The sequence below is a fragment of the Streptomyces sp. FXJ1.172 genome, from assembly GCF_001636945.3.
In the GTDB taxonomy this organism is placed as follows: Bacteria; Actinomycetota; Actinomycetes; order Streptomycetales; family Streptomycetaceae; genus Streptomyces.
Map to the genome: position 1 here is coordinate 4,767,907 of NZ_CP119133.2, position 25,594 is coordinate 4,793,500.

Here is a 25,594-nt window from a genome sequence, read left to right on the forward strand (position 1 = left end):
GCGCCGGGAAGAGTTGCCGTCGGTCCGGGAAATTTCTCTGGCAGAGTCCGATGTCGTGAACCTCCCCGAACCCCACCACCGGCTCCTCGCCGATGTCGTCACCGCGGGCGGCCCCTACGGGCTGGTCCTCGCCGGTGGATACGCCCTCCAGGCGCACGGTCTGCTGCGCCGGCCGCACGCGAATCTCGACTTCGCCACGGAGAGCGCCGAGCAGATGGGGGTGATCGCCGGTGCCGTCGGTGCGGTACTGGAGGCGCGGGGCCGGCAGGTGAGCGCCGAGGCCGTCAGCGCGCTCACCGCGCAGCTGACGGTCACCGATCCGGCAAGCGGCGGGCGGTGCGCCCTCGCGCTGCACAAGGAGGTGTTCTGGCAGCCGCCGGGACTGACCGAGTACGGCCCCACGCTGTCCCTGGAGGACGCCGTCGGCACGAAGATCCGCGCCCTGTACGACCGGGGAGCGGCCGTCGACCTGATCGACGCGCGGGCCGCCGCCGCCCGGTTCTCCCTGCCCGGCCTGGAGGAGCTGGGCCGCCGGCACGCCCACGACCCCTTCGACCTGCCCACCCTCCAGTCCCGGCTGACCGGCACGGACTTCTACGCCGACCGGGACTTCCTGCGCTACGGCCTTAAGGAGGACGAGGTCGTCGCCCTGCGCGCCTGGGCCCAGCACTGGTCCGACGACATCGCCGAGCGGCTGCTGGAGGACGGCGCGTCCCCCGACGCCGAGGACGAGCAGGGCGAGTGAAGCGGGGCAGGCAGGCGAAAGGGCCCAAAACCGGTGCCGGTTCCGGGCCCTTGCCGCCAGGACTGTCCTTGCCGTGCCCTACTTCGGCTGCGGCTTCCTGATGTTCAGGTGCAGCTCGCGCAGGCGGGCCTCCTCCAGCTCGGTCGGGGCGCCCATCATCAGGTCCTGGGCGTTGCCGTTGAGCGGGAAGGCGATCGTCTCGCGGATGTTGGGCTCGTCCGCGAGGAGCATGACGATGCGGTCCACGCCGGGGGCGATGCCGCCGTGCGGCGGGGCGCCGAAGCGGAACGCGCGCAGCATGCCGGCGAACTTCTCCTCGACGGTCTCCCGGTCGTAGCCGGCGATCTCGAAGGCCTTGAGCATGATGTCCGGCTCGTGGTTCCGGATCGCGCCGGAGGACAGCTCGACGCCGTTGCAGACGATGTCGTACTGCCAGCCCAGGATGTCCAGCGGGTCCTGGGTCTGAAGGGCCTCGAGGCCGCCCTGCGGCATGGAGAAGGGGTTGTGCGAGAAGTCGATGGCGCCCGTGTCCTCGTCCTTCTCGTACATCGGGAAGTCGACGATCCAGCAGAAGCGGAAGACGTTCTCCTCGAAGTGCCCGGCGCGCTTGGCGGCCTCGACGCGCACCGCGCCCATGATCTTCGAGACCTCGTCGAACTCGCCCGCGCCGAAGAAGATCGCGTGTCCGGGGGCCAGCGAGAGGCGCTTGGTCAGCTCGGCGACGTTCTCCTCGGTGAGGAACTTCGCGATCGGGCCGGACAGCGCGCCGTCCTCGCCGACGCGGACCCAGGCCAGGCCCTTGGCGCCGAGGGAGACGGCGAAATCGCCGAGCTGGTCGAAGAACTTGCGCGGCTGGTCCTGGACCGCCGGCACCGGCAGCGCGCGCACGTGCTTGCCGGCGAACGCCTTGAACTCCGAGCCTTCGAAGACGTCGGTGATGTCCACCAGCTCCAGCTGGGCGCGCAGGTCCGGCTTGTCGGAGCCGTACTTCAGCATCGCCTCGCGGAACGGGATCCGCGGGAAGGGGGAGGTGACGTGGCGGCCGCCGCCGAACTCCTCGAACAGCTCGGTCATGAGCTTCTCGACCGGCTGGAAGACGTCCTCCTGCTCGACGAAGCTCATCTCGATGTCGAGCTGGTAGAACTCGCCCGGCGAGCGGTCGGCGCGCGCGTCCTCGTCGCGGAAGCAGGGCGCGATCTGGAAGTAGCGGTCGAAGCCGGAGATCATCAGCAGCTGCTTGAACTGCTGCGGGGCCTGCGGCAGGGCGTAGAACTTGCCCGGGTTCAGGCGCGAGGGCACGACGAAGTCGCGGGCGCCCTCGGGGGAGGTGGCGGACAGGATCGGCGTCGCCATCTCGTTGAAGCCCAGCGCCGTCATCTTGTGGCGGATCGCCGAGATGACCGCCGTACGCAGCATGATGTTGCGGTGCATGCGCTCACGGCGCAGGTCCAGGAAGCGGTACTCCAGGCGCCGCTCCTCGTTGACCCCGTCCTCGGCGTTGATCGTGAAGGGCAGCGGGGCGGCCGCGCCCAGCAGTTCGACCTCGGCGACCTCGACCTCGACCTCACCGGTGGGCAGGTCGGGGTTGATGTTCTCGGTTCCACGTGAAACAACGCGGCCGTCGACGCGGACCGTGGACTCCTTGGAGATCTTGTCCAGGGCCTCGTACGCGGGCGTGCCGGGGCGGGCGACCAGCTGCGTGATGCCGTAGTGGTCGCGCAGATCGATGAAGAGGATGCCGCCCAGGTCGCGCCGATTGTGCAGCCAGCCGCTCAGCCGGACGTCGGTGCCGACGTCAGAGGCGCGGAGCTGGCCGCAGGTGTGGGACCTGTACCGATGCATCGTCGTTCATCGTCCTTCGTGGTGGGGTTCCTCCCGCCGGGCCTGCCGGCCGGCGGGAACGGGCACGGGGCCCGGACCCATCAAGGGTACCGGGCACCCCAAGCTCGGCTCCCCACCCTTTTCCGCGCCCTTTTCTGGAGGATCCTCCGTACGGACGGGCGGGCGGGATCCTCTGCTTTCTACGGTGGCACCCTTCGGACGCATCTTCCTAAAGTGGGGCAATGCGCACAGGCGAGCCTCTCCCGCCCGTCGGGGACGTCCTCGCCGCCCTCGCGACGGGGCTGTGGCACTGGGACACGGCCACCAAACTGGTCACCGTCGATGCGGAGGCGGCGCGGCTGCTCGGGCTGCCCGCACAGCCGGTGACCCTCACCGAGGCCCAGACCCGGGCCCGGCTGCACCCGGTCGACTGGAACGAGATCACCGGGGTGGTCCAGCTGGCGGTCGCCGAGGGCACACTCGCCGAGGTACGCATCCGGATCATGGACGAGCACGGGAACATCCTGCGGGTCGTACGCAGCCGGTCCAAGCCGTCCTACGACCCCGAGCGGCGGGCGTACCGGCTGATCGGCACCCTGCAGGAGGTCACCGAACCGGCCCCGGGCACGCCGGCCGGGCGCAGCGCCGTCACCGGCGACTGGCGCCGCTCGCGGGAGGCGTTCCTGCTGGACGCGGGCCGGGCGCTGGCGGAGGCGCGGTCGACCGCGGAGGTGCTGCGGGTGGCGGGCGCCCTGTCGATGCCGGGGTTCTCGCCGGACGGGCTCGTGGTCTTCAGGGTGGAGGGCGACCGGCTGACGATCATCGGCCAGCACGGGCACGAGCCCGGCGACATGAACCCCTTCTCGAACATGCCGCTGGACACGGACTACCCGGCGGCCGAGGTCTCCCGCACCGGACGCGCCGTCTACCTCTCCTCACCGGCGGAGTACAAGGAGCGCTACCCCGTCACCTGGCCGCTCGCCCAGCCCTTCGGCCGTCAGTCCTGGGCGTTCCTGCCGCTGATCGTGGCCGGGCGCACGATGGGCGCCTGGATGGCGGCCTTCACCCATCCGGTGGCGTTCACACCCGACGAGCGCGCGGTCCTGACGACCGTCGCGAGGATGCTCGCCCAGGCGCTGTCCCGGGCCGGTGCCGCCGAGACCGAGCGGGAGCTGACGGACGGCCTGCAGCGCTCCATGCTGCCCTCGCTGGGGCCACGGATCCCGGGGATGCAGGTGTCCGCCCGGTACATTCCGACCGGCGGCGGACTCCAGGTCGGCGGCGACTGGTACGACCTGATCCCGCTGCCCTCCGGCCGCTTCGCGCTGGTCGTCGGGGACGTCCAGGGCCATGACGTACGGGCCGCGGGCCTCATGGGCCAGCTGCGCATCGCCCTGCGCGCCTACGCCTCCGAGGGCCACCGCCCCGACGCCGTGCTCTCCCGCGCCTCCCGCTTCCTGCACGGCGTCACGCACGACGCCCATGACGACGAGACGGCCGGTCCGCGCTTCGCGACCTGCGTGTACGCGGAGGCCTGCCCGGCGACCGGAAAGCTGGAGATCGCCCGGGCCGGACACCCGGACCCGGCGATCCGGATGGCCGACGGCACGGTGATGATGCGCCCGACGGCGGGCGGACTGCCGCTGGGCATCGACCCCGACGCGGACTATCCGACGACCCGGTTCACCCTCGAACCCGGCGAGACGATGATGCTGTGCACCGACGGGCTGATCGAGACCGGCGGGCACGACCTGGACAGCGGCTGGCGGCGGCTGCGCGGGATCCTCGAGGCCCACCGCGGGGATGACGGGGTCGATGTCGAGTCGCTGGCGGACGCGCTGGTGCAGGGTGTGCACGGGCCGTCCTCGCACCACACCACCGGCCCGCTGGCCGACCGCCGCGAGGACGACATCGCGCTGATGCTGCTGAGCCGGCCGCACGAGGGCACCGCACGGCCCGCGATCCGGCGCACCCTGCTGTCGGTGGCGCAGGACGAGCCGGACCGGATCGCCGACGCCCGCCGGCACCTGAGCGAGCTGCTGCACGACTGGGCCTCTCCCGAGCAGGTCGACTCGGCGGTGCTGCTGGTCTCGGAGATGGTCACCAACGTCCTCGTCCACACCGACGCCGACGCCCTGCTGCTGGCCGAGGTGACCGGCGAGCCGGTCACGCGACGGCTCCGGGTGCAGGTCACCGACACGGGCGACGACCTGCCACACCGGCGCCGGCCCGGCGAGCTGGCCTCCTCCGGGCGCGGTCTGATGCTGATCGAGCTGCTCGCGGACGCCTGGGGCGTGGACCCGCGGGGCGAGGGCAAGAGCATCTGGTTCGAACTCTACGAGTCGGAGGGCGTGTCCGAAGGGGCCGGGGACGCCGGCGCGGACGGGGAGGCCGGGGAGGACGGGGAAGCCGCCGCGTAACACGTCCGCAGCTCCTGTACGACCCCGAAGGCGGCCGCGGTCAGCGGTACGGCGAGCAGCATCCCGAGGATCCCCGCGACGGACGCCCCGGCGGTGATGGCGAGCATGACGACCGCCGGGTGCATCTGCACGGTCCGGCTCTGGATGACGGGCTGGAGCACATGCCCCTCCAGCACCTGCACGGCGAGCACGACCCCGAGCGACCACAGCGCGATGACGAAGCCGCGGTCGGCGAGGGCGACCAGGACGGCGACGGCACCGGAGATGAAGGCGCCGAGGTAGGGGATGTAGGCGCCGACGAAGACGAGCGCGCCGAGCCCGATCGCGCCGGGCACCCGCAGGATCAGCAGGCCGATGGTGATGCACAGGGCGTCGATGAGCGCGATGAGGGTCGTCCCGCGCATGAACCCCTCCACCGCCTCGAAGGCCCGGCGGGCGACGGCCTCCAGGGTGTCGGCGGCGCCCCCGGGCGCCACGGTCCGCAGGGTCTCGACGGCCCGGTGGGAGTCGCGCAGGAAGAAGAAGACGAGCAGCAGCGCGAGCACGGCCATGGCGATGCTCTCGCCGACGACGCTGACCCCGCTGATGACGTTGGACGCGGCCGTACCGCCGAACCTGCTCAGCAGCTGCCGTGAGTTGGCCGCGAGGTCGTCGAGCCCGGTCCCGGCGGCCCCGAAGTGCGCCGCGACCCCCTTGGCGGCGTTCCGCAGCGAGGCGATGATCTGGTCCCCGGTGTCGATGAGCGCGGCCACGACGATGTACACGGCGCCGCCGACGACGGCCACGACCGCGGCACAGGTGAGCCCGGCCGCCACCGACGCCTGCACCCCGGCCCGCACCAGCTGCCGGTTCAACGGCCCGAGCAGCGCGGTACCGAGCAGCGCGAGCAGCACCGGGGTGACGGCCGTACGGAACTCCCCGCACAACCGCACCCCCACCCACCCCACCCCCGCGACGAGCAGCAGCACCACGCACCAGGCGGCGAGGCGTCGAACGGCATCGGGGAGCAGCTGCACGCGTCCAGCCGATCATGGACGCCGACGGGTGTCCTGCCGCGCTCGGCCGGCCGGGTGATCCGTGCCCACGCCGCAAGACCTGCAGAAACCCGGCCGGGCGGGCGGGAAAGCGCCGCACCCGGCCCGCCGGAGCGGACCGGGTGCGGCGGGCCGTGCGGGTACGTCAGCCCTGCGGGCCCTCGGCGGTCATCCCGTGCACCGCCGGGACGGTCCCCAGCCGGCCCTTCTGGAAGTCCTCGAAGGCCTGCTGCAGCTCCGCGCGGGTGTTCATGACGAACGGACCGTAATGGGCCATCGGCTCACGGATCGGCTGTCCGCCGAGCAGGACGACCTCCAGGTCCGGGGTGTGGCTGTCCTGCCGCTCATCCGCGCGGACGGTCAGCGAGGACCCGGCGCCGAAGACGGCCGTCTGGCCGAGGCGGACCGGCCGGCGCTCCGCACCGACGCTGCCGCGGCCGGCGAGGACGTAGGCCAGGCCGTTGAAGTCCTCGCGCCAGGGCAGGGTGATCTCCGCGCCCGGGGCGAGGGTCGCATGGATCATCGTGATCGGCGTGTGCGTGATGCCGGGACCCTGGTACCCGTCCAGCTCACCCGCGATCACCCGCAGCAGCGCGCCGCCGTCGGGGGAGGTGAGCAGCTGGACGTTGCCGCCGCGGATGTCCTGGTAGCGCGGGGCCATCATCTTGTCCTTGGCGGGGAGGTTCACCCACAGCTGCAGGCCGTGGAAGAGCCCGCCGGACACGACGAGGGACTCCGGCGGCGCCTCGATGTGCAGCAGGCCCGAGCCCGCGGTCATCCACTGGGTGTCACCGTTGGTGATGGTGCCGCCACCGCCGTTGCTGTCCTGGTGGTCGAAGACGCCGTCGATGATGTACGTCACCGTCTCGAAGCCGCGGTGCGGGTGCCAGGGCGTGCCCTTGGGCTCGCCCGGCGCGTACTCCACCTCGCCCATCTGGTCCATCATGATGAACGGGTCGAGGTGGCGGTAGTTGATGCCGGCGAATGCCCGGCGCACCGGGAAGCCCTCGCCCTCGAAACCGCTCGGAGCGGTGGTGACGGTCAGCACCGGACGCGCGACGGCGTCTGCGGGTGCGGTCACGCGGGGCAGCGTCAACGGGTTCTCGACGGTTACTGCAGGCATGGTCGGTACCTCCTTGTGCGCCCACTTTAGTTGAGCGTTGAACTTTCCGCCACTCCCAACAGAGAGAGCCCGGAGGGAATTCCCTCCGGGCTCACGACCGGGTGCGCGATCGGATGTGCGGGTCAGCCGTACATGCGCCGCATCGCGAACTCCACCATCTGCTCGACCGCCTTCGCGTCGAACACCATCCGGTGCTCGCCCTCCATGTCCAGGACGAAGCCGTAGCCGGTCGGCAGCAGGTCGATGACCTCGGCGCCGGTGATCACGAAGTACTTGGACTCCTTGCCCGCGTACCGGCGCAGCTCCTTCAGCGAGGTGAACATGGGGATCACCGGCTGCTGGGTGTTGTGCAGGGCGAGGAAGCCGGGGGTGTCGCCACGCGGGCAGTACACCTTCGACGTGGCGAAGATCTGCTGGAAGTCCTCGGCGGACATCTGCCCGGTGGTGAAGGCGCGCACCGCATCCGCGAGGGAGGGCGGGGACGGCTCGGGATACAGCGGCGGCTGCTGCCCGTAGCCGCCGGCCATCGGCTGCTGGGGTGCGGCGTACTGCTGCTGAGCACCGGCGTTCTGGTCGTAGCCGTACATGGGCGCAAGCGTACCGAGCGGGAGCGGCACGGTGGCGCCCCAAGAATTATGTAGCGATCGATAGACAATGTGGACGGCACTGCTGGCGGGCGGGGTGGAGTAGACCCTGCTCACACTTGAACCGATAGGGGTTGCGTCTTATTACCGACGGGTAGCATCATCGTAGCTACTTGTTGGTACGTGAACTTAGCTGCGAGGAGTCAGTGCCTCGCCGATCCCTCTACGGAGCCGTCGCCATGGGGCACTACAAGTCGAATCTCCGCGACATCGAGTTCAACCTCTTCGAAGTACTGGGGCGCGACAAGGTGTACGGCACCGGCCCGTTCGAGGAGATGGACGTCGAGACCGCCAAGAGCATCCTCGAGGAGATGACCCGCCTCTCGGAGAACGAGCTGGCCGAGTCCTTCGCCGACGCCGACCGCAACCCCCCGGTCTTCGACCCCGAGACCAACACCGCACCCGTCCCGGCGTCCTTCAAGAAGAGCTACCAGGCCTTCATGGACTCCGAGTACTGGCGGCTCGGCCTGCCCGAGGAGATCGGCGGCACCACCTCGCCCCGCTCCCTGATCTGGGCCTACGCCGAGCTGATCCTGGGCGCCAACCCGGCCGTGTGGATGTACTCCTCGGGCCCGGCGTTCGCCGGCATCCTCTTCGAGGAGGGCAACGAGGTCCAGAAGCACATCGCCAAGATCGCCACCGAGAAGCAGTGGGGCTCCACCATGGTGCTCACCGAGCCCGACGCGGGCTCGGACGTCGGCGCCGGCCGCACCAAGGCGGTCCAGCAGGAGGACGGCTCCTGGCACATCGAGGGCGTGAAGCGCTTCATCACCTCCGGTGAGCACGACATGTCGGAGAACATCCTCCACTACGTGCTCGCGCGCCCCGAGGGCGCCGGCCCCGGCACCAAGGGCCTGTCCCTCTTCCTCGTGCCGAAGTACAACTTCGACTTCGAGACCGGCGAGCTGGGCGAGCGCAACGGCGTCTACGCCACCAACGTCGAGCACAAGATGGGCCTGAAGGCCTCCAACACGTGCGAGATGACCTTCGGCGACCAGCACCCCGCCAAGGGCTGGCTCATCGGTGACAAGCACGAGGGCATCCGCCAGATGTTCCGCATCATCGAGTTCGCCCGCATGATGGTCGGCACGAAGGCGATCTCCACCCTGTCCACGGGCTACCTGAACGCGCTGGAGTACGCCAAGGAGCGCGTCCAGGGTCCGGACCTCGCGAACTTCATGGACAAGGCCGCGCCCAAGGTCACCATCACCCACCACCCGGACGTGCGCCGCTCGCTGATGACGCAGAAGGCGTACGCGGAGGGCATGCGCGCCCTGGTGCTGTACACCGCCTCGATCCAGGACGCGATCCAGGTCAAGGAGGCGAACGGCGAGGACGCCTCCGCCGAGCACGCGCTGAACGACCTGCTCCTGCCCATCGTCAAGGGCTACGGCTCCGAGAAGGGCTACGAGCAGCTCGCCCAGTCGCTGCAGACCTTCGGCGGCTCCGGCTTCCTGCAGGAGTACCCGATCGAGCAGTACATCCGGGACTCCAAGATCGACACCCTGTACGAGGGCACCACGGCGATCCAGGGCCAGGACTTCTTCTTCCGGAAGATCGTCCGCAACCAGGGCGCCGCGCTGAACGGCCTCGCCGAGGACATCAAGAAGTTCCTGGCGCTCGGCACCGGCGGCGAGGAACTGGCCGGCGCCCGTGAGCACCTGGCCAAGGCGGCCGTGGAGCTGGAGGCGATCGTCGGCGTGATGCTGACCGACCTCGCCGCCACCGAGCAGGACACCAAGAACATCTACAAGGTGGGCCTGAACACCACCCGCCTGCTGCTGGCCTCCGGTGACGTCGTCGTCGGCTACCTGCTGCTCAAGGGCGCCGCGATCGCCGCCGAGAAGCTGGCCACCGCCTCGGCGAAGGACAAGGCCTTCTACACCGGCAAGATCGCCGCGGCGAAGTTCTTCGCGGCGAACGTCCTGCCGGGCGTCACCCTGGCCCGCAAGGTCGCCGGGAACGTCGAGCTGGACCTGATGGAGCTGGACGAGGCCGCGTTCTAGTCCGTCGATTTCGGTCCCACGGGCTCGCTCCCGCACAGGGAGCGAGCCCGTGCACGTCGTTAAGGTGAATCCCATGAGCGCACCAGCCCGCTTCGACCGCGGCCACACCGACGACCTGATGTCCTTCCTGGCGGCCGGACCGTCGCCGTACCACGCGGTGGCCGGCGCCGCGGAACGACTGGAGAAGGCGGGCTTCCGGCAGGTCGCGGAGACGGACGCCTGGGACGGTGCGACCGGCGGCCGGTACGTACTGCGCGGTGGCGCGCTCGTCGCCTGGTACGTCCCCGAGGGCGCCGAGCCGCACACCCCGTTCCACATCATCGGCGCGCACACCGACTCCCCGAACCTGCGGATCAAGCCGCAGCCGGACAGCGGCGCGCACGGCTGGCGCCAGGTCGCCGTCGAGATCTACGGCGGCCCGCTGATGAACTCCTGGCTGGACCGGGACCTCGGGCTGGCCGGCCGGCTGACCCTGCGCGACGGCTCCTCGGTCCTCGTGAACGTGGACCGCCCGCTGCTGCGCGTCCCCCAGCTGGCGATCCACCTGGACCGTTCGGTCAGCACCGAAGGCCTCAAGCTCGACAAGCAGCGCCACCTCCAGCCGGTGTGGGGCCTCGGCGGCGACGTGCGCGAGGGCGACCTCATCGCCTTCCTGGAGCAGGAGGCCGGCCTCACGGCCGCCTCGGTGGCGGGCTGGGACCTGATGGTGCACCCGGTGGAGCCACCCGCCTACCTCGGCCGGGACCGGGAGCTGGTCGCCGGGCCGCGCATGGACAACCTGCTCTCGGTGCACGCGGGCACGGCGGCCCTGGCAGCCGTCGCGACCTCCGGCGCCCCGCTCACCCACATCCCCGTGCTGGCCGCCTTCGACCACGAGGAGAACGGCTCCCAGTCGGACACCGGCGCCGACGGCCCGCTGCTCGGATCGGTCCTGGAGCGCTCGGTGTTCGCCCGCGGCGGCTCATGGGAGGACCGGGCCCGCGCCTTCGCCGGCACGGTGTGCCTCTCCTCCGACACCGGCCACGCCGTCCACCCCAACTACGCCGAGCGCCACGACCCCACCCACCACCCCCGGGTCAACGGCGGCCCGATCCTCAAGGTCAACGTCAACAACCGCTACGCCACGGACGGTTCGGGCCGCGCGGTGTTCGCCGCGGCCTGCGAGAAGGCGAACGTCCCCTTCCAGACCTTCGTCTCCAACAACTCCATGCCGTGCGGCACCACGATCGGCCCGATCACCGCGGCCCGCCACGGCATCCGCACGGTGGACATCGGCGTCGCGATCCTCTCGATGCACAGCGCCCGCGAACTGTGCGGCGCCGACGACCCGTTCCTGCTGGCGAACGCGCTGGTGGCGTTCCTGGAGGGCTAGATCCTGTCGTCGAGCACTAGCCCGGACCGCGCCGGGTACCCGGACGGGACCGGAGATTCCGGAACCGCAAGGGGAGGCGAATTCTCATGGGACTCGGCGGATGCATCATCCTCATCGCCGTGGGCGCCATCCTGACGTTCGCGACCGACTGGCACATGCAAGGCGTCAACATCCCTGTAGTCGGGCTGATATTGATGGCCGTGGGCCTGATCGGCGTGACGACTTTCAGCGGCATCGCGCGCCGCCGCCGGGTCGTCGTCCCGCCGACGCCGGTGGTGGAGGAGGAGAAAACTCACCACCACCGCGTCGACGGCTACAGCGACGGCTACGGCGTCTGAGCGCCACCACGCCCGAGGGCTACTCCTCGTCGTCCATCCCCGCCAGCACCAGGGGCAGCCGGTCCGCCCCGCCCTCGGTGAGGCGGACCGGGACGCCCCAGTCCTGCTGGTGGACGTGGCAGGCGGGGTACTCGTTGGCAGGATCGTCGTCGCAGCTCGCAGCCATTGCGGAGACGTGCAGGACGCCCTCGGTGATGGCCGGGTTCAACTCCAGTTCGCGGCTCAGGTCCGCGTCCGCGCCCTCGCCCTTGAGCAGCAGCTCGGGCGGGGTCGAGGAGACCAGAAGGCGGGTGGAGGGGCCGTATCTGGTGTCCAGCTTCTGGCCCGCCGGGGCCTGGAAGATCACGTCCAGGCGGAGGCGGCCGGGGGCCACCTCGGTCGCCGCGCGCTGGGTACGGTGGGCGACCGACTCCACCCGCACCGCCTCCTCGGGCAGCCGCAGCCGGGTCAGCCGGTGCCGGGCCGACTCCACGACCACGATGTCCTCGCCGACGAGAACGGCGTCGCTCGGCTCGCGCAGATCGGTGGCCAGCGTCGTGACCTCGTCCGTCGCCGGGTCGTAGCGGCGCAGGGCGTGGTTGTAGGTGTCGGCGACCGCGACCGAGCCGTCCGGCAGGGCGGTGACGCCCAGGGGGTGCTGCAACAGCGCCTGTCCGGCAGGGCCGTCCCGGTGGCCGAAGTCGAACAGGCCGGTGCCGACCGCCGTGTGGACGTGACCGTCCAGGTCGACCCAGCGCAGGGCGGAGGTCTCGGAGTCGGCCAGCCACAGCCGCTCGGCGGTGGCCGCGAGACCGGAGGGCTGGGCGAACCAGGCCTCGGCGCCGGGGCCGTCCACCAGGCCCTCGTTGGTGGTGCCCGCCGCCACGGCGACCGTGCCCGCCGCGGGGTCGTACGTCCACAGCTGGTGCACGCCGGCCATGGCGATCCACACCTTGCCGCCGAAAACCGCCACGTCCCACGGGGAGGACAGGTCCACCTCGCGGGCCGGGCCGAAGGCCGGCGACCCCTGCCGCCACTGCCTGCCGGTGCCGGCCAGGGTGGTCACCGCGCCCGTGCCGGGATCCAGCCGGCGCAGGGCGTGGTTGACGGTGTCGGCCACGACCACCGAGCCGTCGTCGAGGAGGGCGAGGCCCTGGGGTTCGTTGAAGGACGCCGCCTCGGGGCCGCCGTCGGTGAAGCCGCGCTCACCGGAGCCGATGCGCCGTACGACGGTCTCCGCGTCCTCGGCCAGCTCCACCAGCTGGTGCCGGGTGGTGTCGCTGACCAGGAAGTTCCCGGACGGAAGAAGCAGGACCTTGCCCGGGAAGCGCAAGGTCGTCGGCTCCGGCTCCGGCGGCACGTAGGGGCCGTCGCCGCGGCGCAGGGTGCCCTTCGCCTCGTGCTCGGCCTCCAGCTCCGCCACCAGCCGCTCGATGGCGTGCGCATGGCCCTCGCCCGCGTGCTGGGCGACGACGTACCCCTCGGGGTCGATGACGACCAGCGTCGGCCACGCGCGCACCGCGTACTGCTTCCAGGTGGCCAGCTCCGGGTCGTCCAGCACCGGGTGCTCCACGCCGTACCGCTCGACCGCGTCCACGACCGCCTGGTGCTCCGCCTCGTGCACGAACTTCGGAGAGTGCACGCCGATGACCACCACCGTGTCTCGGTGTCTCTCCTCCAACTCGCGCAGCTCGTCCAGGACATGCAGGCAGTTCACGCAACAAAATGTCCAAAAATCAACAATTACGATGCGTCCTCGAAGCTCGGCGAGACCGAGCTCCTTGTCACCCGTGTTGATCCATCCGCCCTTGCCGGTCAGCTCGGGGGCACGGACACGGACGCGTCGGGGTGCGGAGTCGGTCATGGCTCAAGGGTGCCACCCGGCTCCGACACCCCAGGAAGCGCCTGTGGAAAACTCCGCACCCACGGTCACGGTGCCGTTGCCCGGCGGGACCGGGGCGGATTGCGAGGTCCCGTCAGGACAGCGCGAGGTCCGGTCAGGACAGCGTGTGGCCGCTGGTCGCATCCACGTGGTCGGGCACCTCCTCGTGCCGGTCGCCGACCGACAGGGTGCCGCTGGGTTCGAGGACGAGGATCTCGGTGGGCACGCGCGCGTACGGCTTGTGCTCGATCCCGCGCGGGACGGTGAAGACCGAGCCCCTGGGCAGGACGACGGTGCGCTCTCCGCCCGGCTCGCGCAGGCCGATATGCAGTTCGCCGTCGAGGACCAGGAAGAACTCGTCGGTGTGGTCGTGGGCGTGCCAGAGATGCTCGCCCTCCACCTTGGCCACGCGCACGTCGTAGTCGTTGACAGTGGTGACGATGCGGGGACTCCACCGCTCGGTGAAGGAGGCGAGGGCGGCTTCGAGGGAGATCGGTTCCATGGGCTCATCGTGCGGGTGGCCGGGACTCTCGTGCGAGTGCTAGGAATCGCATATGCCGCAAGGATCCTCTCACCGTGTCGTGCTGGTGGTCGACGAGAACTCCAACCCCTTCGAGATGAGCTGCGCCATCGAGATCTTCGGGCTGCCGCGGCCCGAACTGGGCCGGGACCTCTACGACTTCCGGCTGTGCGCGGCCGAGCCGCTGACCCGGATGCGGGACGGCTTCTTCACGCTCACCGGGGTCGCCGGGCTGGAGGCCGCCGAGGACGCCGACACGCTGATCGTGCCGAACCGGCCCGACACCGAGGTCCCGCGCACACAGCGCGTTCTGGACGTCGTACGCCGGGCACACGCGCGTGGCGCCCGGCTCGTCGGGTTCTGCTCCGGCGCGTTCACGATCGCGGAGGCCGGGCTGCTGGACGGGCGCCGGGTGGCCTGCCACTGGATGTGGGAACGGGCCTTCCGCAGCCGCTTTCCCGAGGCCCGGCTGGAGCCGGACGTGCTCTTCGTGGACGACGGCGACATCCTCACCGCCTCCGGCAGCGCCTCGGCGCTCGACCTGGGCCTGCACATCGTGCGCCGGGACCACGGCGCGGAGATCGCCAACCACGTCTCCCGGCGTCTCGTCTTCGCCGCCCACCGGGACGGCGGCCAGCGGCAGTTCGTGGAACGTCCCGTGCCGCACGTGCCCGACGCGTCGCTCGGCCCGCTGCTGGCCTGGGCGCAGGAGCGGCTGGGCGAGCCGCTGACGGTGGCGGACCTCGCCGCCCGCGCGGCCGTCAGCCCCGCCACGCTGCACCGCCGCTTCCGGGCCCAGTTGGGCACGACCCCGCTGGCCTGGCTCACCGGGGAGCGCGTGGCGCTGGCCTGCCGGATGATCGAGCGGGGCGAGGAGCGCCTGGACGTCGTCGCGGCCGGCTGCGGCCTGGGTACGGCGGCGAACCTGCGGGACCGGCTGCGCCGGGAGACGGGGCTGAGCCCGTCGGCCTACCGCAGGCGTTTCGGTCCGGCGGGCCGGTGACGGCCGGCGTGCGGCGGGGAACCGTACCCGCATGAGATTCCACGTACGCGACCGGCTCCTCGGTATCGGTGAGGACTACTGGATCGAGGACGAGCACGGCCGCAAGGTGTTCCTCGTCGACGGCAAGGCGATGCGGCTGCGGGACACCTTCGAGCTGAAGGACGCCCACGGACGCGTCCTGATCGACATCCACCAGAAGATGTTCGCCCTGCGCGACACGATGGTGATCGAGCGGGACGGCGAGGGCCTGGCCAGGATCCGGCGCAAGCGGCTGTCCCTGCTGCGCAACCACTACCGGGTCGGCCTGGCGGACGGCACCGAGCTGGACGTCAGCGGAAAGATCCTGGACCGCGAGTTCGCCGTCGAGTACGACGGCGAACTCCTCGCCGTGATCTCCCGGCGCTGGCTGCACCTGCGGGAGACCTACGGCGTCGACGTCGTACGGGAGGACGCGGACCCGGCGCTGCTGATCGCGGTGGCGGTGTGCGTGATCCACCTGGCCGAGAAGGAGCGCGAGGAGGGCTAGCCCGGTCCTGGCGGTGGCCTGACGGGGCGGGGTCAGCCCCGGTGGCGGGGCTGTTGCAGGCCGAGCACCCGGTCCTTCAGGGCCGGGAACTGCTCGCGGGTGGCCGCCACCTTCGCCGGGTCGAAGTCGACTGTGAGGATCTCCTCGTCCGGGCCCGCCTCGGCGAGCACCTCACCCCACGGATCCACCACGATCGAGTGACCCGCCTGTGGAACTCCCGCATGGGTCCCGGCCGTTCCACAGGCAAGCACGAACGCCTGGTTCTCCACCGCCCTTGCCTGAGCCAGCAGCGTCCAGTGCGCGCGTCGCCGCTCGGGCCAGCCCGCCGGGAGGACGAGAGTCTCGGCGCCGGCGTCGACGAGCCCGCGGAAGAGTTCGGGGAAACGGAGGTCGTAGCAGGTGGCCACGCCCAGCGTGGTCTCGGGCAGCCGGACCGTCACCAGCTCCTGCCCCGCGCCCATGAGCACGGCCTCGCCCTGGTCGAAGCCGAAGCGGTGGATCTTGCGGTAGACGGCGGCCGGCTCGCCGGAGGGGGAGAAGAGGAGGGAGGTGTTGTAGAGGGGCCCGTCCGGGTCCCGTTCCGGGATGGAGCCCGCGTGCAGCCACACGCCCGCGTCGCTCGCGGCCTTGGCCATCGTCTCGTACGTCGGCCCTTCGAGCGGCTCGGCCTCGCGGCCGAACTCCTCGTAGGCGAAGGCGCCGGTGGTCCACAGTTCGGGCAGGACGACGAGATCGGCGCCCGCCTGTTCACGGACCAGCGCGGCCACCCGCTGCCGCCGGGAGTCGACCGATTCGTCCTCGTTCACGGCGATCTGGATCAGCGAGGCGCGCACACTACCACCGTCCTGGCATTCGAGTCGTCCACACAGGCCTACGATCGTCACACGAAAGCACTGCCGGGGTGCCTGAAGGCAGCGTAACTTAGCCACTCAGACACCCGCCGCCGTGCCGCCACCGCCCGCTGGCAACGCCGCCACAACCTGCCCGTGTACCGACCGCCGAGGGGTCCCGTTCCGTGAGTCTGCATCCCACCCTCCAGCCCTACGCCGACGCCTGGACGCACTCCATCGAAGCGATATCCGAGATGGTGCAGCCGCTTGTCGAGGGCGAGTGGAACCGGCGGACCCCCTGCCCCGGCTGGTCGGTCCGGGACATCGTGTCGCACGTCATCGGCATGGACTGCGAGATGCTCGGCGACCCGCGCCCCATCCACTCCCTGCCCCGCGACCTCTTCCACGTCAAGACCGAGCACCAGCGGTACATGGAGATGCAGGTCGACAGCCGCCGCCACCACACGGCGCCGGAGATGACGGCCGAGCTGGAGTACACGGTCATCCGTCGCAGCCGGCAGCTGCGCAACGAGTCCCGTGACCCGGACACCATGGTGCGCGGCCCGCTGGGCACGGAGATCACCCTGGAACAGGCCTATCGCACCCGGGCGTTCGACGTGTGGGTGCACGAGCAGGACCTGCGCACGGCCCTGGGCCGTCCCGGCAACCTCGACTCGCCCGGTGCGTACGTCGTCCGGGACGTCCTGCTGGCGGCGCTGCCCAAGGTGGTCGCCAAGGACGCGGACGCGCCGCGCAGCTCGGCGATCGTCTTCGACGTGCACGGTCCGGTGGAGTTCCTGCGCACGATCCGCGTCGACATCCAGGGCCGGGGCTCCCTGGAGACGGCCCCGGCCCTCGGCCCCGCCGCCACCCTCACCCTCGACTGGGAGACCTACGTCCGCCTGGCGTGCGGCCGCGTGGCCCCCGAGGCGGTGGCCGACCGTCTGAAGACCGAGGGCGACCCGGACCTGACGGCAGCGATCCTGCGCAACTTCACGGTGACGCCGTAGCGGCCGGACGCCTGACGGCGACGGAACACCTCGCACCGGGACCGGAGCCGACGGCCTGCCCGGCAGACCGAGGACGCCGCCCTGCCTGACGGACGGAGAGCCGACGGCTTGCCCGGCGGTGACGCGGGGCGGGCGCCGTACCTCGGGGTGACGGCGGGGCGGATGCCCGGGCGGGAAGCCGCGGGCGGCGGGCGCCCGGGCAGGTGGTCCGGCCTCCCGGGCGACCGGAGACCGAAGAGGGGAGACCGGGGGGCGCGGGTGGGAGGGCGGGGCTAGGCCGCAGGAGGGCGGGGCTAGGCCGCAGGAGGGCGGGGCTAGGCCGCAGGCACGTGCACCGTCTCCACCCGGCTGGCGACCAGCCGTTCGCGTTCACGCCGGGCAGCACGTCCACGAAGCCGCAGGATCTGCGACACCCCGAGCGCCTGCAGCACGAACACCGCCGAGAACGCCACGGAGTAGTCGTCACCGGTGGCGTCCAGCAGCACCCCGACAGCGAGCAGTGTCGTCATCGAGGCGACGAAGCCACCCATGTTGGTGATCCCCGACGCCGTCCCCTGTCGCTCGGGCGGGTTGGCCGGCCGGGCGAAGTCGAAGCCGAGCATCGAGGCCGGCCCGCACGCTCCGAGCACCGTGCACAGCACCACCAGCAGCCACATCGGCGCGTGCGCCCCCGGATACACCAGCGTCACCGCCCACAGCAGCGCCGTCGCCCCCACCGTCCCGAGCGCGAGCGGCAGCCGCGCCGCATGGTGCCGGGCGACGATCTGGCCGTAGACGAGTCCGATCATCATGTTGGACAGCACCACCAGGGTGAGCAGCTCACCGGCCGTGGCCCGGCTGAGCCCCTGCGCCTGGACCAGGAACGGCATGCCCCACAGCAGCAGGAACACCATCGCCGGGAACTGGGTGGTGAAGTGCACCCACAACCCCAGCCGCGTCCCCGGCTCCCGCCAGGCCGCCGCGATCTGCCGGCGGACATAGGCCGCGCCCTGGTGCGGTGACGGCTCCGGCTCGTACCCCTCGGGGTGGTCCTTCAGGAACAGCAGGGTCAGCACCAGGACGACGGCACCGGCGAGCGCGCTGCCCGCGAACGCCGGGGTCCAGCCGATGCTGTGCAGCAGCCGGGCGATGACCAGGGTGGAGACCAGATTGCCCGCCATGCCGGCCAGCCCCGCGAGCTGCGCCACCATCGGCCCGCGCCGGACGGGGAACCAGCGGGTGCCGAGCCGCAGCACGCTGATGAAGGTCATGGCGTCACCACAGCCCAGCAGCGCGCGGGAGGCGAGGGCGGTGCCGTACGACGGCGAGAAGGCGAAGCCGAGCTGCCCGGCCGTGAACAGCACGGCGCCGATGCTCAGCACCTTCTTCGTGCCGAGCCGGTCGACCAGCAGGCCGACGGGTATCTGCATGCCGGCGTAGACCAGCAGCTGGAGGATCGAGAACGTGGACAGCGCGGAGGCGTTGACGTGGAAGCGGTCCGCCGCGTCCAGCCCCGCCACACCGAGTGAGGTACGGAAGATGACGGCGACGAAGTAGACGGCGACGCCTATGGACCACACGGCGACGGCGCGCCGGCCGCCCGGCGGGTCACCCGGAAGGGTGACCTTGCTGGCCGCGACACTCATCGCACCTCACCCCGGGCGAGGTGCTCGAACCAGGTCACGTGCCGGTGCACGACCTCGACGGCCGCCTCCGCGTCCCCGGCGCGCAGCGCGTCGAGGATCTCCTCGTGCTCGGCGAGGGTCTTGGCGATCCGGTCCGGGTGCGAGTGCATGACGGCGACACCCATCCGCAGCTGGCGGTCACGCAGTTGGTCGTAGAGCCGGGACAGGATCTCGTTGCCACCGCTGCGCACGATCTCGGCGTGGAAGCAGCGGTCGGTCACCGCGGCCGCGGCCAGATCCCCGGCGGCGGCCTGCGCCTTCTGCTGCTCCAGCAGCTCGGACAGCCGCTCGAGCAGTCCGGGCGGGGCGGGTACGGCCTTGCGCGCGGCGTGCTCCTCGACCAGCTGGCGGGTCTCCACGACGTCGGCGATCTCCTGCGCGGAGACGGGCAGGACCAGGGCACCCTTCTTCGGGTAGAGCCGGATCAGGCCCTCGGCCTCCAGCCGCAGCAGCGCTTCGCGCACGGGCGTGCGCGACACGCCGACGGCCTCGGCCAGCTCGCCCTCGGTGAGCAGCGTCCCGCCCTCGTACCGGCGGTCGAGCACGCCCTGTTTGACATGCGTGTAGACACGGTCGGCGGCGGGCGGCTGCTTCATCGACTGGTTCGCCGGCTGAACGGCCTGCTGATTCGTCGGAGGGGTGGACTTCTGGACGGCCGTCATCATGCCCACAGGATAGATACAATACGTACCCATGTGCCGCCGACGTCCATCATGCGGACATGGCCGAAATCCCCGGCAGCAGCCGCACAACCTTCTGTGCTACTTACGTGTCTCACACGTGCGGCCCGCTGCTCCTGCCACCTCAACTCGGCCGCACTCCAGGGGCATTCAATACAATCGGGGTACTTCACTTTGATTACCGGCATTCACGGCACCCGCAGGACCCGTATCCGCAGAGCCGCCGCCGTCGCCGTCACCTCCGGCGCGCTGCTCGCCACCGGCGCCCTCACCGCGGTGCCCGCTCAGGCCGTCACGGCGCCCTCGATCGTGGCCAAGGGCGGCTACGTGATGAACAACGCGAACGGCTCCTCGCTCTACAACAAGACTGCGGACACCAAGCGGTCCACGGGCTCCACCACCAAGATCATGACGGCCAAGGTCGTGCTCGCCCAGTCGAACCTCAACCTCGACAAGAAGGTGACGATCCAGAAGGCGTACAGCGACTACGTCGTCAAGAACAACGCCTCCCAGGCGCACCTGATCGTCGGCGACCAGGTCACCGTCCGCCAGCTGCTGTACGGCCTGATGCTGCCGTCCGGCTGCGACGCCGCCTACGCGCTCGCCGACACCTACGGCTCCGGCTCCACCCGTGACGCGCGCGTGAAGAACTTCATCGGCAAGATGAACGCCGCCGCCTCCGGCCTGGGACTGAAGAACACGCACTTCGACTCGTTCGACGGCATCGGCAACGGCAACAACTACTCGACGCCGCGCGACCTGACGAAGATCGCCAGCAGCGCGATGAAGAACGCCACGTTCCGCGCGATCGTCAAGACCCAGGCCTACACGGCCAGGACGGTCACCCGGACGGGCAGCATCCGCACCATGCAGACGTGGACCAACACCAACACGCTGCTCTCCAGCTACAGGGGCGCCATCGGCGTGAAGACCGGCTCCGGCCCCGAGGCCGGCGCCTGCCTCGTCTTCGCCGCCACTCGCAACGGCAAGACCGTCATCGGCACGGTCCTGGCCTCCACCACGTACGCGCAGCGCTCGACGGACGCCACGAAGCTCCTCAACTACGGCTTCGCCCGCCTCGGCTGACATCCAGCCGGCCGCCTGACCCGGGCACCACGGGACCCAGGCACCACGGGACCCGGACACCACGGGCCCGTCGCACACAGCGGCGGGCCCGTTCTGCTGCCCGGACGAGGGCAGGGCGCCGGCCCGGGAGCCCGGATGACCCGAGATGAAGTTAATGGTGCTAGTGTCATTAGCACCATGCTGCTACGTCTGGACAAGACCGACACCCGCCCCCTGCACGAGCAGGTCGCGGCGGCGATCCGGCGTGCCGTCGCCGAGGGCGAGTGCCGCGCCGGCGACCGGCTGCCCTCCGCCCGCGATCTCTCCGAAGCCCTGGACATCAACGTCAACACCGTGCTGCGCGGCCTGCGCGAACTGCGGGACGAGGGCCTGCTGGAGTTCCGCCGGGGCCGCGGGATCACCGTCGCCGAGGGGGCCGCCGGGCGCTCCGGACTGCAGATCAGGGTGCGGGAGCTGCTCGCGGAGGCATCCCGTCTGGGCTACAGCCGCACCGACCTCATCGACATGATCCGGGGGATGACGACATGAAGGACGGGGACGACCTCGAAGGCGGCCGGAGGCATGCCGCGCGCTGGGGGACCGCAGGCTGCGTCGCGGCCGTCGCCGCACTGCTCGCGGGCCTGCCCTGGGCCGCGCAGGGCAGGCTTCCGGACCGGCTGGCCACGCACTGGAGCAGCGGTGCTGCCCCCGACGGCTCGATGCCGCTGTGGGCCGCCGCCCTGTTCCCGGCCGGGATGTGGCTGCTGATCTCCATCGTGCTGTCCGTGCGCTGGCGCCGGTCCTGGACGGGCCCCCTCCCCTGGCGCGCCATCGCGCTGGCCCCCACGGGCGTGGTCCTCGTCGGTGCACAGGCCAGCATCGTCCGGGCGAACCTCGACCACGCGGACTGGCACCAGGCCCGCCAGCCTGCCTGGGGCATCGTGCTGATCCTGGCCCTGGCGGCGGTCGCGGGGGCCGTCGCCTGGCGGCTGAGCATCCGCTCCACCGCCACCGCGCCCACCGCCGCACCCCCCGAACTGGACCTGCCCGAGGGCGAGCGACTGGTGTGGTTCTCCCACGCGGCCAACCCCTGGCTGCAACTGCTGGCGGCGGCCGGCGCCCTGATCGCCGCCGGCGCGCTCGTGGTCCTCGCCGTCGGCCTGGCCGGCCCCGGTGTGGTGTGGCCGCTGTGCACGGTCTGCGGCGTTGTCGCACTCGCCGGCGCCGTCTTCTCCTCGGTGCGGGCCAAGGTGTCGGAGGCGGGTCTGGAGGTGGCGTTCGGCCCGCTCGGCTGGCCCGCCCGCCGCTGGCCGACGGCCGCCATCGAGTCCGCCCGCGCCGAGCACCGGCTGCCCTCCCAGGTCGGCGGCTGGGGCTATCGCCTCAGCGGCCTCGGTACGACGGTCATGCTCCGCGCCGGCGACTGCCTGGTCATACGCCCCCTCGGCCGCCGCAGCGACTTCGCGGTCAGCCTGGACGACGCCGAGCGCGGCGCGGCCCTGCTGAACGCCCTGCGCCGACGGGGCTGAGAACGCAGTCAGCGGGACAGCCTGCCCTCCTTCGCCGGTAGCCGGTCGTAGGTCTTGAAGGTGTACGTGGCGTCGTAGGTCATCACGTTCCCCTCGGCCGCCGGCAGGCCGAGGCGGCGGTTGAGGGGAGCGGTGAGCGGGCCGCAGTGTTCGGCGCCAGGGGCGGTGAAGGCGTCGTCGTAGGCGGAGAACTTGATCACCGGCGGGTCCTGGGACACCCATGTGGAGGGGCCGGAGCGCTTCAGCTGGAAGTCCACGGGTGTGCTCGCACCGATGGTGCAGCCGTGCGCCAGCAGCGGGCTCAGGAGCCGGAAGCGGAGGCTGAACCGCCCGGTGTAGAAGTCGGACCGGCCCCCGTACTCCGGCTGTATCGCCAGCCCCAGGACGGCGGCACGATCGCCCGCGGGGGTTCCGGTCAGCCCTCCCGGTATGGCGGTCGAAGAGCTGTGCATCGCGCCCCACACCTGCCCGTCGCTGCCGTCCGGCATGGGACCTTCGGCGTGCGTCATGGTGATCGGGGCGAGGGCCACGGTCATCTTGCCCATCGTCAACCGCGGGGCCACACTGTGTACTTCGCATCTCCATCGCGCCGGGTCGACGCCGTCGGGAAGGGATGGGCAGTCGCTGAAGCCGGTCACGGAAGCGGCGGCGGCACGGGGCGCGGCGTACGCGGCAGCCGGCGCGCACACCGCCGCCGTACCGGCGAGGACGGCGGCGCCCGCGACGGCGGCGACACGGCGGACGGAAGAGGAACCGGGACGGGCGGCAGTCGACTTCTTCATGGCACCAGCGTCCCGCCGGCGACCGCTCCACCACCATCCGTGACACCCCCCACACCACCCTGAGCGGCCCCTGAGGCAACGTCAGGGCCCGGCGCGAAACGCCTGGCAGCAGCGCCTGCCGGCAGCGCCTGTTGAGAGGGACGAGGTCAGTGGAATCCCGGTAGCCGCCGCAGTTCGCCGACCTTCAGCACCCGCGCCAGCAGAAGGAAGACCAGCACGAGGGCGAGCGTGCCCGAAAGGGTCGTCAGGACCGCCCCCGCCGTGCCGCTGCCCAGCAGACCGGCGCAGCCCCGCGCCGCCGCCCAGCCCGCGACCGCGCCGCCGGCACCGGCGCACAGCAGCTTGGCGTACGTACCCCGCAGGGTGCCGTCGTCGAGGCGGCCACCCGTGCGGCGGGCCAGCAGACGAGCGGTGAGGGCGAGACCGGCGAAGTAGGAAACGGTGTAGGCGCCGGCCATGCCGGTGACCGCCCAGCGCGCGGGCAGCAGCAGATGGCAGGCGGTGGCGAGCGCGACGTTGACGACCCCGATCCACACGGCCATGAAGAACGGTGTGCGAGTGTCCTCGAAGGCGTAGAAGCCGCGCAGCAGCAGGTACTGCGCCGAGAACGGGATCAGCCCGAGCCCGAAGGCCTGGAGCATGTGACCGAGGGGCTGGACGGTGGCGGCGTCGGAGGCGCCGTGGGCGAACAGGAGGGTGGCGATGTCCGGGCCGAGCGCGGTGAACAGGAAGGCGGCCGGGACGATCACGACCCCGCTGACCCGCAGCGCCCGGGACAGGTCGCCGCGCAGATCGGCGATCCGCCCCTCGGCCGCGGCCTTGCTCATCCGCGGCAACAGGGCGGTGACGAGCGAGACGGTGGCGACGGACTGGGGCAGCATCCAGATGGTCTGCGCATAGCTGTAGGCGGTGTAGCCGACGCCCGCGCTCTGCAGCTGTGTGTCGGCGGCGTTGGCGTAGTTGGTGACGACGGTGAGGGCGACCAGGTTGGTCAGCACGAACAGCAGCGTCCACTTGGCCGCGTGGAACCCGGAACCGAGCCCCGCGCCGCGCCAGTCGAAGCGCGGCCGGAAACGAAAGCCGGCCGCGCGGGCGAAGGGGACGAGGGCGAGGGCCTGTACGGCGATCCCGAGAGTCGTACCGACACCGAGCCAGCGGACCTGCGCGTCGGTGACGTCCGCGACGGAGCGGGAGCCGGTCATCATCCCGAGATAAATGCCGAACATCGCCACGAGCACGACGTTGTTGAGCACCGGCGTCCACATCATCGCACCGAACTTCTCGCGCGCGTTGAGGACTTGGCCGTAGATGGCGAACAGCCCGTAGAAGAAGATCTGCGGCAGCAGGAAGCGCGCGAAGACGACGGTGAGCCGGAACGCGTCGTGCGCCTTGGGTGTGTCCCTTATATACAGGGACGCGATCTCCGGCGCCGCCCATACGGCGAGCACGGTCCCGACGGCCAGCACGCTGACGACGAGGGTCACGAGCCGCTGCTCGTACGCCCGCCCGCCGTCGGCGTGGGTGGCCCGGGCCCGCACCAGCTGCGGCACCAGCACGGCGTTGAGCGCACCGCCGATCAGCAGGGTGTACAGGCTGGTCGGCACGGTGTTGGCCGTGTTGTACGTGCTGGCGAGCAGCCCCGGGCCGAGCGCGGCCCCTTGCAGCACCTGCCGGATCAGTCCACTGGCCCGCGAGACGACGGTCCCGCCGGCCATCAGCGCGGACGACCGCGCGACCCCCGCTTCAGCTTTGGGTTTCGCATGCCTGGCGCTGGTTTTCTCCCCCGTAACCATGCCGTCAACTTACGGCAGTTGAGATCCCTTCCGGGCAAGGTGCCCGGCGAAGGGGGCCCAGGCAGCCGGGCTCAGGGTGAGTATCGGCCCGGCGGCGTTCTTGGAGTCACGGACAGCGATGGTGTGGGGGATGTTGCGGGCGCCTTCGACGCACTCACCATTGCCGCTGCTGTAACTGGACTTGGCGAACTCGAAGGGCGGCACGGCTCACAGCTCCTTACGGATACGTTCGATCAGGGCAGTGGAATCACGAAGGGCGAGCCCGCACCGAGCGATTCGCTCGAACCTGGCGTTGTGGCGGTCCCTCGTCCTCCTCGCTCTCCAGCCACAGCGTAGACGAGGCCGTGTCCATGTAGACCACGTCCATCGCGCCGGATTCGGCGAAGGAGACGATACTGAAGGCGCTGGTCGTCCCCGGATGAGAGCCCGCGATGAACGGCACCACCTGGAGCTTGACGTTGGGCAGCCTGGAGGCCTCCACGACAAACCGCTCGAACCTCGGGCCCGTTGTCGTCTCGACGGCAGGAGTCGGCGTCTTCTGGCGATTCAACACCTACTGATCTCACGGATCTCAGGCCTTTGCGTACCCGAAGTTCCACCTACCCCGACCGCGAAACCGCCCAATGGGCCACCCAGCACGTCGTCACCGCCAACGAGCAGCTCATCCACCGCTGGCTCGCCCAGTCCACCCGCCCCCGTCTGACCGTCGAGGCCGCCTGCGCCCCCTTCACACGGTGGGTCGCGGAGGTGGCTGAGAACCGGAGCGGCAAAGGGGAGGGGCGGTCGCAATCCGTAGTTGCGGCCGCCCCTCACCACTCGGAGGTTACT

At 71.0% G+C, this 25,594-nt stretch carries 24 protein-coding genes and 1 pseudogene; 12 read left to right on the forward strand and 13 right to left on the reverse strand.

The window, feature by feature from the left end:
• The first annotated feature begins 55 nt into the window (after positions 1 to 55).
• On the forward strand, positions 56 to 745 hold the full coding sequence (locus tag A6P39_RS21195) for a hypothetical protein (RefSeq protein WP_067057071.1): 690 nt from the start codon (positions 56 to 58) through the stop codon (positions 743 to 745).
• A 78-nt stretch (positions 746 to 823) separates the two neighbouring features.
• Here A6P39_RS21195 and aspS read toward each other — a convergent pair whose 3' ends face one another.
• Positions 824 to 2,587: an aspartate--tRNA ligase gene (gene aspS / locus A6P39_RS21200; RefSeq protein ID WP_067057068.1), complete on the reverse strand. Its 1,764-nt coding sequence runs from the start codon at positions 2,585 to 2,587 to the stop codon at positions 824 to 826.
• Positions 2,588 to 2,808: 221 nt separating this feature from the next.
• Between aspS and A6P39_RS21205 the strand changes: the two genes are divergently transcribed.
• The gene (locus A6P39_RS21205) at positions 2,809 to 4,986 is read left to right on the forward strand and encodes a SpoIIE family protein phosphatase (RefSeq protein ID WP_067057065.1); all 2,178 of its coding nucleotides are present in this window, start codon (positions 2,809 to 2,811) and stop codon (positions 4,984 to 4,986) included.
• On the opposite strand, the gene A6P39_RS21210 is transcribed toward A6P39_RS21205, so the two are convergent.
• From A6P39_RS21210 to A6P39_RS21220, 3 genes are all read right to left on the reverse strand, one after another.
• On the reverse strand, positions 4,902 to 6,002 hold the full coding sequence (locus A6P39_RS21210; protein ID WP_067057062.1) for an AI-2E family transporter: 1,101 nt from the start codon (positions 6,000 to 6,002) through the stop codon (positions 4,902 to 4,904). The genes A6P39_RS21205 and A6P39_RS21210 overlap by 85 nt on opposite strands.
• A 163-nt stretch (positions 6,003 to 6,165) precedes the next feature.
• Positions 6,166 to 7,143, reverse strand: a complete 978-nt coding sequence (locus A6P39_RS21215; RefSeq protein WP_067057059.1) for a pirin family protein — start codon at positions 7,141 to 7,143, stop codon at positions 6,166 to 6,168.
• A 122-nt stretch (positions 7,144 to 7,265) separates the two neighbouring features.
• On the reverse strand, positions 7,266 to 7,730 hold the full coding sequence (locus tag A6P39_RS21220; RefSeq protein WP_067057057.1) for an SseB family protein: 465 nt from the start codon (positions 7,728 to 7,730) through the stop codon (positions 7,266 to 7,268).
• Between the two features lie 236 nt (positions 7,731 to 7,966).
• Between A6P39_RS21220 and A6P39_RS21225 the strand changes: the two genes are divergently transcribed.
• The 3 genes from A6P39_RS21225 to A6P39_RS21235 all read left to right on the forward strand — a co-directional run bounded on the left by A6P39_RS21225 (position 7,967) and on the right by A6P39_RS21235 (position 11,503).
• Positions 7,967 to 9,793, forward strand: coding sequence for an acyl-CoA dehydrogenase (locus A6P39_RS21225; RefSeq protein ID WP_067057055.1), 1,827 nt, complete (start codon positions 7,967 to 7,969; stop codon positions 9,791 to 9,793).
• 73 nt (positions 9,794 to 9,866) lie between these two features.
• Positions 9,867 to 11,165: a M18 family aminopeptidase gene (locus tag A6P39_RS21230; protein ID WP_067057051.1), complete on the forward strand. Its 1,299-nt coding sequence runs from the start codon at positions 9,867 to 9,869 to the stop codon at positions 11,163 to 11,165.
• 86 nt (positions 11,166 to 11,251) lie between these two features.
• Positions 11,252 to 11,503 carry a DUF6458 family protein gene (locus A6P39_RS21235; protein ID WP_067057048.1) on the forward strand — a complete coding sequence of 84 codons (252 nt, stop codon included), beginning with the start codon at positions 11,252 to 11,254 and terminating at the stop codon, positions 11,501 to 11,503.
• 19 nt (positions 11,504 to 11,522) lie between these two features.
• Here A6P39_RS21235 and A6P39_RS21240 read toward each other — a convergent pair whose 3' ends face one another.
• Positions 11,523 to 13,346, reverse strand: a complete 1,824-nt coding sequence (locus tag A6P39_RS21240) for an NHL domain-containing thioredoxin family protein (protein WP_067057045.1) — start codon at positions 13,344 to 13,346, stop codon at positions 11,523 to 11,525.
• Positions 13,347 to 13,479: 133 nt separating this feature from the next.
• Positions 13,480 to 13,866 carry a cupin domain-containing protein gene (locus A6P39_RS21245; RefSeq protein ID WP_067057042.1) on the reverse strand — a complete coding sequence of 129 codons (387 nt, stop codon included), beginning with the start codon at positions 13,864 to 13,866 and terminating at the stop codon, positions 13,480 to 13,482.
• Positions 13,867 to 13,918: 52 nt separating this feature from the next.
• On the opposite strand from A6P39_RS21245, the gene A6P39_RS21250 reads away from it, so the two are divergent.
• Positions 13,919 to 14,887 (forward strand): helix-turn-helix domain-containing protein, encoded by a 969-nt coding sequence (locus A6P39_RS21250; RefSeq protein WP_067057039.1) that lies wholly within the window; start codon positions 13,919 to 13,921, stop codon positions 14,885 to 14,887.
• Between the two features lie 31 nt (positions 14,888 to 14,918).
• Positions 14,919 to 15,413: an LURP-one-related/scramblase family protein gene (locus A6P39_RS21255; protein WP_067057035.1), complete on the forward strand. Its 495-nt coding sequence runs from the start codon at positions 14,919 to 14,921 to the stop codon at positions 15,411 to 15,413.
• Between the two features lie 32 nt (positions 15,414 to 15,445).
• On the opposite strand, the gene A6P39_RS21260 is transcribed toward A6P39_RS21255, so the two are convergent.
• On the reverse strand, positions 15,446 to 16,246 hold the full coding sequence (locus A6P39_RS21260) for a carbon-nitrogen family hydrolase (RefSeq protein ID WP_067057032.1): 801 nt from the start codon (positions 16,244 to 16,246) through the stop codon (positions 15,446 to 15,448).
• Between the two features lie 182 nt (positions 16,247 to 16,428).
• On the opposite strand from A6P39_RS21260, the gene A6P39_RS21265 reads away from it, so the two are divergent.
• Positions 16,429 to 17,253 carry a maleylpyruvate isomerase family mycothiol-dependent enzyme gene (locus A6P39_RS21265; RefSeq protein WP_067057029.1) on the forward strand — a complete coding sequence of 275 codons (825 nt, stop codon included), beginning with the start codon at positions 16,429 to 16,431 and terminating at the stop codon, positions 17,251 to 17,253.
• A gap of 314 nt (positions 17,254 to 17,567) precedes the next feature.
• Here the strand turns inward: A6P39_RS21265 and A6P39_RS21270 are convergent, their stop codons facing one another.
• Together A6P39_RS21270 and A6P39_RS21275 are read right to left on the reverse strand one after the other, a co-directional pair.
• Entirely contained in the window at positions 17,568 to 18,878 is a 1,311-nt protein-coding gene (locus A6P39_RS21270) for an MFS transporter (RefSeq protein ID WP_067057026.1), read from the reverse strand.
• On the reverse strand, positions 18,875 to 19,513 hold the full coding sequence (locus A6P39_RS21275) for a GntR family transcriptional regulator (RefSeq protein ID WP_107304557.1): 639 nt from the start codon (positions 19,511 to 19,513) through the stop codon (positions 18,875 to 18,877). Before A6P39_RS21275 ends, A6P39_RS21270 begins: the two co-directional genes overlap by 4 nt.
• A gap of 258 nt (positions 19,514 to 19,771) precedes the next feature.
• On the opposite strand from A6P39_RS21275, the gene A6P39_RS21280 reads away from it, so the two are divergent.
• The 3 genes from A6P39_RS21280 (at position 19,772) to A6P39_RS21290 (ending at position 22,191) form a co-directional block, all read left to right on the forward strand.
• Complete coding sequence (locus tag A6P39_RS21280; protein ID WP_067057020.1) at positions 19,772 to 20,683, forward strand: D-alanyl-D-alanine carboxypeptidase family protein; 912 nt, start codon at positions 19,772 to 19,774, stop codon at positions 20,681 to 20,683.
• A gap of 177 nt (positions 20,684 to 20,860) precedes the next feature.
• Positions 20,861 to 21,211: a GntR family transcriptional regulator gene (locus A6P39_RS21285; protein ID WP_067057017.1), complete on the forward strand. Its 351-nt coding sequence runs from the start codon at positions 20,861 to 20,863 to the stop codon at positions 21,209 to 21,211.
• Positions 21,208 to 22,191: a DUF1648 domain-containing protein gene (locus A6P39_RS21290; RefSeq protein WP_067057014.1), complete on the forward strand. Its 984-nt coding sequence runs from the start codon at positions 21,208 to 21,210 to the stop codon at positions 22,189 to 22,191. The genes A6P39_RS21285 and A6P39_RS21290 overlap by 4 nt, the downstream gene beginning before the upstream one ends.
• Before the next feature lie 8 nt (positions 22,192 to 22,199).
• Here A6P39_RS21290 and A6P39_RS21295 read toward each other — a convergent pair whose 3' ends face one another.
• The 4 genes from A6P39_RS21295 to A6P39_RS21310 form a co-directional block, all read right to left on the reverse strand.
• Positions 22,200 to 22,973 (reverse strand): hypothetical protein, encoded by a 774-nt coding sequence (locus A6P39_RS21295; RefSeq protein ID WP_275883887.1) that lies wholly within the window; start codon positions 22,971 to 22,973, stop codon positions 22,200 to 22,202.
• A gap of 146 nt (positions 22,974 to 23,119) precedes the next feature.
• Positions 23,120 to 24,766, reverse strand: a complete 1,647-nt coding sequence (gene murJ / locus A6P39_RS21300) for a murein biosynthesis integral membrane protein MurJ (RefSeq protein WP_067057008.1) — start codon at positions 24,764 to 24,766, stop codon at positions 23,120 to 23,122.
• Between the two features lie 9 nt (positions 24,767 to 24,775).
• A complete protein-coding gene (locus A6P39_RS21305) occupies positions 24,776 to 24,970 on the reverse strand; it encodes a DUF397 domain-containing protein (protein WP_067057005.1) in 195 nt (64 codons plus the stop codon).
• A 43-nt stretch (positions 24,971 to 25,013) separates the two neighbouring features.
• Entirely contained in the window at positions 25,014 to 25,319 is a 306-nt protein-coding gene (locus tag A6P39_RS21310) for a Scr1 family TA system antitoxin-like transcriptional regulator (protein ID WP_067057002.1), read from the reverse strand.
• 26 nt (positions 25,320 to 25,345) lie between these two features.
• Between A6P39_RS21310 and A6P39_RS21315 the strand changes: the two are divergent.
• A pseudogene (locus tag A6P39_RS21315) lies at positions 25,346 to 25,483 on the forward strand (RNase A-like domain-containing protein); the annotation flags it as partial.
• Positions 25,484 to 25,594 lie beyond the last annotated feature (111 nt).